At 55.9% G+C, this 4,151-nt stretch carries 4 protein-coding genes and 1 pseudogene; 1 reads left to right on the plus strand and 4 read right to left on the minus strand.

Annotated features, from left to right (window positions below; translation table 11 throughout):
* The 4 genes from ACFFAR_RS26400 to ACFFAR_RS26415 form a co-directional block, all read right to left on the minus strand.
* The coding region (locus ACFFAR_RS26400; RefSeq protein WP_174364753.1) for an ABC transporter permease subunit at nucleotides 1–401 on the minus strand (401 nt) is incomplete at its 3' end.
* Nucleotides 402–406: 5 nt separating this feature from the next.
* Complete coding sequence (locus ACFFAR_RS26405; RefSeq protein ID WP_174364752.1) at nucleotides 407–1,069, minus strand: ABC transporter permease subunit; 663 nt, start codon at nucleotides 1,067–1,069, stop codon at nucleotides 407–409.
* Nucleotides 1,070–1,084: 15 nt separating this feature from the next.
* On the minus strand, nucleotides 1,085–1,942 hold the full coding sequence (locus tag ACFFAR_RS26410; RefSeq protein WP_062001314.1) for a transporter substrate-binding domain-containing protein: 858 nt from the start codon (nucleotides 1,940–1,942) through the stop codon (nucleotides 1,085–1,087).
* Between the two features lie 1,006 nt (nucleotides 1,943–2,948).
* Nucleotides 2,949–3,326 carry a hypothetical protein gene (locus tag ACFFAR_RS26415; RefSeq protein WP_174364751.1) on the minus strand — a complete coding sequence of 126 codons (378 nt, stop codon included), beginning with the start codon at nucleotides 3,324–3,326 and terminating at the stop codon, nucleotides 2,949–2,951.
* On the opposite strand from ACFFAR_RS26415, the pseudogene ACFFAR_RS26420 reads away from it, so the two are divergent.
* Nucleotides 3,310–4,151 (plus strand): annotated as a pseudogene (locus tag ACFFAR_RS26420) (hypothetical protein); the annotation flags it as partial. The gene ACFFAR_RS26415 and the pseudogene ACFFAR_RS26420 overlap by 17 nt on opposite strands.

Raw genomic sequence — 4,151 nt, forward strand, 5'->3', positions numbered from 1 at the left:
AGTTCGATGCTTCGGAACGCTGACCATCGGTCAATGCCGAATGCGCGCGCCGCTTCCACGTGCCCACTTGGAATGCTGGCCCAGCCTGCTCGGAAAATCTCCGCGAAATAGGCGGCGGAGTAGATCGCAAGCGAGACGATGGTCGCCTGCACGGCGGTCATCGTGACGCCTATGACGGGCAGCCCAAAGTAGACGATCACCAGTTGCGAGAGGTACGGCGTCCCGCGAACGAGCCATATATAGATGCGATACGGCGCGCCGAGCAACTGCGGAAATCGAAGGCGCAACGCGTTCAGGACAAAGCCGCCCAAAGCACCAATGAAGGCCGCGACTACGCTGACCTCGAGCGTAACGAGGATGGCGTCGGCAAAGCGAGGGATGAGGGCGAGAAAACTGTTCATGTCGGTCACGCCCGCCGCGCCATGCGCCGTTCGATACCTCGTCCAGCGAGGGAAAGCATCGACGTGATCGCAAGATAAAAGCACGCAGCGAGCGTGTAGACTTCGAGCGGCCGATAACTGAACGAAGACAGTTGCTGCCCGACGCGCATCAGGTCGGTCACGGCAATCACCGACACCACTGCGGACGCCTTGACGATATCGATCATCTCCGAGACCAGTGCCGGCAGGGTCAACGCAACCACTTGCGGGATCTCGATGTGCCACAGGGTCTGGTGCCGCGTGAGGTTGAACGTCTTTGCGGCCTCGATCTGCCCGCGTGGAATCGCGGTAAATCCCGTGCCGAGAATCTGCGATTGATAAGCCGCCGTGTTCATCGATAACCCGATAGCCGCCGCGACCACCCCTGGAATCGCCCAACCGAGACCGGAGGGCAGGTAATAGAACACCAGCAGTTGTGCGAGGACGGGCGTACCGCGAAAGACGCTGACATACACGCGTGCAGCCGTTGACAAGGTCCGGCTTTCGCTCGCCGACATCATGTAGATGAAGATGCCCGCGAAGAAGCCGCACGCTACTGCAATGGCCGAAAGCCACAACGTGGTGATCGCGCCGTCCAGTAATTGCGGCAGATAACTTGCGCAACGCGCGAGGAGATCGGGAGGGTTCATATAGATGAACGTTGCTTACATCGACGGTTCGGGAACGGCGTCCGAAGGAACATCCATGGTCGTGCCGAACCACTTCATCTGCAGCGCTTTCATGGTGCCGTCCTTGTTCGCACGCGCGATCCCATCACTGAAAAGCTTCAGCAGTGCGGCGCTGTCTGCGTCCTTGCGCGCGACCCACGCAAAGTAGCTCTTCGGTCCAATGCTCTGCGGCAGCACCGTGAACACGCCCGGACGTGACTTCAACAAGGGGCCGAGGTTCGCGACCGACTGCGCGACCGCATCGAGACGGCCGACGGCCAGGTCCGCATATGCTTCATCGAACGCGACGTATTGCTTGATCTGCTTGATGCCGGGACCGCCAGCGGCTTTCAGGTTTTTGTCGAGCGCCATGAGTGCCTGCAACTGGGCCGAACCCGTCTGCGAGCCGACGATCTTCCCGTTCAGGTCGTTCGGCGATTTGATGGACGCTTCGTTCGAACGCACGAGCACGCCGGCGGTGGCATCGGCAACAGGTAACGTGAAAGCAAAGTGACTCGCACGGTCCTTGTTCACGGTGACGGCGGTGATGACCATGTCGAAGCGCTTGGCGTCGAGGCCGGGCAACAGGCCCTGGAAGGGCAGGTCGAGTTGCTTGAGTTTTACATCGGGCAGCGACTTCAATACGTATTGCAGCAGGTCCGCGTCGTAGCCCACGATCTTGCCGTTTTCAATGGATTCGAACGGCGCGTAGCGCGCTTCCGTGCCGACCGTGATCTCCTTGTTTGCCTTTACGCGGGCGAGCAGATCGCTGCCCTGTGCAAACCCGGGTACTGATGCAATCAGCGCAAATGCGCCGGTCATCGACAGGACAAACGTTCGAAATGGCTTATGCATGATGCTCCCGTGCGGCCGCGCCGCAATGATAGGTTAGTGAATTTTGTTCAAGTAACTTGAATGAAATTCACTATGCATGAAGCATGCCATGACATGGACGCTGGATTTCCCGTACACGATAGTTGCAACCTTGCACCGAAGTGGGATGCGAACGCGTTGACGGCACCGATACAGTGCTTGCTATGCACAACGCGGTCTTCAGGGCACAAGTTCGCTTGAGACCGGTTTGTGCTATTGCGCACAACTTTTTGTGGACGATGCCCAACAATCACTTTCGCCGCTACCTTCCTGCCTAATCACTTTCCCGGGCAATCTGAACTGTCTGAACTATTCAACTGACTGCGACCGGTAGTTACTTAAGACAAAACGCCGAGCTTTTCCAGATAAGGCTTAAGCAGCCATCAAGCTGTCGTTTTCCGCCATCGCTGATCGCGCTTGTTGCTTGCTTCTGTCTTTGCGACCCTTAATTCTAATTAATGTGATGAATAAGCCTGTAATCTAAATCTCACAAAATGTCACACTCTTGCGTTCGAGTAATCAATTCGATACGTTTAGAATCCCGGCGCAAAGGGGTTATAACGCTCGTTAATCCGAGTGGGCTATCACGGTGCACTTGGAAAGCCATTGCTGTCATTGCCGAATCATATATAGCCTCGGGAATTGCATGATTGGATATTGCGCAATAGCAGCTCTGATTCGTGCATATCATGCAATGAACCGTGGTATTCATTTGATCGAGTAATATTTACTGTCGACTGAATGTAACGAAATATGTTTTTCATCGTTTGAACAAGTACTTATGGTTTAGTAGCGTAAAGAGGGATATCGGTTTCCAAGTTGATCAATCCATTCATGCGGGCGTGATTTCCGTTAAATTTGAATTGAATTCTGACCACTTACAGCGTGGAGGTAGAGCCTATGCCGAAATTAGCCGGACTTGAGACGACACGTCAATACAGCCGCCCGCTTTGGTTTAATTCATCTGATGAATAAGTTGAATTGCAGATTAACACGGTTTGATTGCGTTAATCGCGTTTGCCGCTGTCCGCAGCATGCAAGTGTTCGTTTCCGCGGAAATCACGCTTCTTCTGAAGACGTCAAGCCTCGTCGACTTTTTTCGTGAGGTTTCTAATCTTTTCCGCAACTCATAAAAAATGATAAAACTCAATAAGGCATTGTTAATCTGTTTCGCATCGAGCGCTGTGTTGAGCGCTTGCGGCGGTGGCGATAGTTCCGATACCGCAGCAGCAACAAGCAGTACTGCAGCAGCGGCCGTAGCCAGCGCAACGCCCGATTCGGCGAGTACCGCAACCGTTAATGACAGCAGCGTCGCTGCCGCTGCGCGCAGGCGCAAACCCTCGACTTCCGTGCCGGCGACGTCCACGACAGCGCCGGCCACGACGACCGCGACCACGCCTCCGGCGACCACGCCTCCGGCGACCACGACGCCCACGACGCCCACGACCCCCGTCGCAGGTGCGGTGGTCATGCCGTTGGAGGTGATGGGCGCGGGCAGCGGCGTTGTTGTGACGACCACCCTCGCCGTTCCGGCGGGCGCGTCAGCGAATACGCTGACCATGCAGGTCAACAATCTCTCCTACGACGCCAAGGGTTCGGTCCAGATCAACGGCGGCAAGTGGATCGATCTGACGAATGCAAACGTGACCGTGCTGGGCAACGCGAAATTGTATGGCGGCATTGGCGGCGGTTACGACACCATCAAGTTGAATGTACCCGTGACGGGCGCAATCAACGGAAACAACACGATCAGTTTCCGCTTCAATACCACCGATGGCGTGAGCTCGGGTTATCGCGTGTTGTCGTTCAATTTGCTCGATGCGTCGGGCAATGCGCTGATTGCCAGCAGCAGCTTCACGCAAGACGATCCGACTAAATGGACTGCGCCGCTAGCGAACACAGCCGATATCTCCGCGGGTCAGAAGTTGTGGCAAACCGCGACGCTGATCGATTCGCCGGTCAATTCGGGTCACCAGCTCAAGGCGCATTGCATGGACTGCCACAGCGCGAGCGGCAACGATTTGTTCAAGTTCAATTACTCGAACAACTCGATCGTGGTTCGAAGCGAATATCACGGCTTGTCGCAGAACCAGGGTATGCAGATTGCCAGTTATATCCGTAGTCTTGCGAGCACGAATCCCACGCCGGGTCCGAAGTGCCGCCCGTGGAATCCGCCGTATCAGCCGGGTCC

It is taken from the genome of uncultured Caballeronia sp., from assembly GCF_964243625.1.
In the GTDB taxonomy this organism is placed as follows: Bacteria; Pseudomonadota; Gammaproteobacteria; order Burkholderiales; family Burkholderiaceae; genus Caballeronia.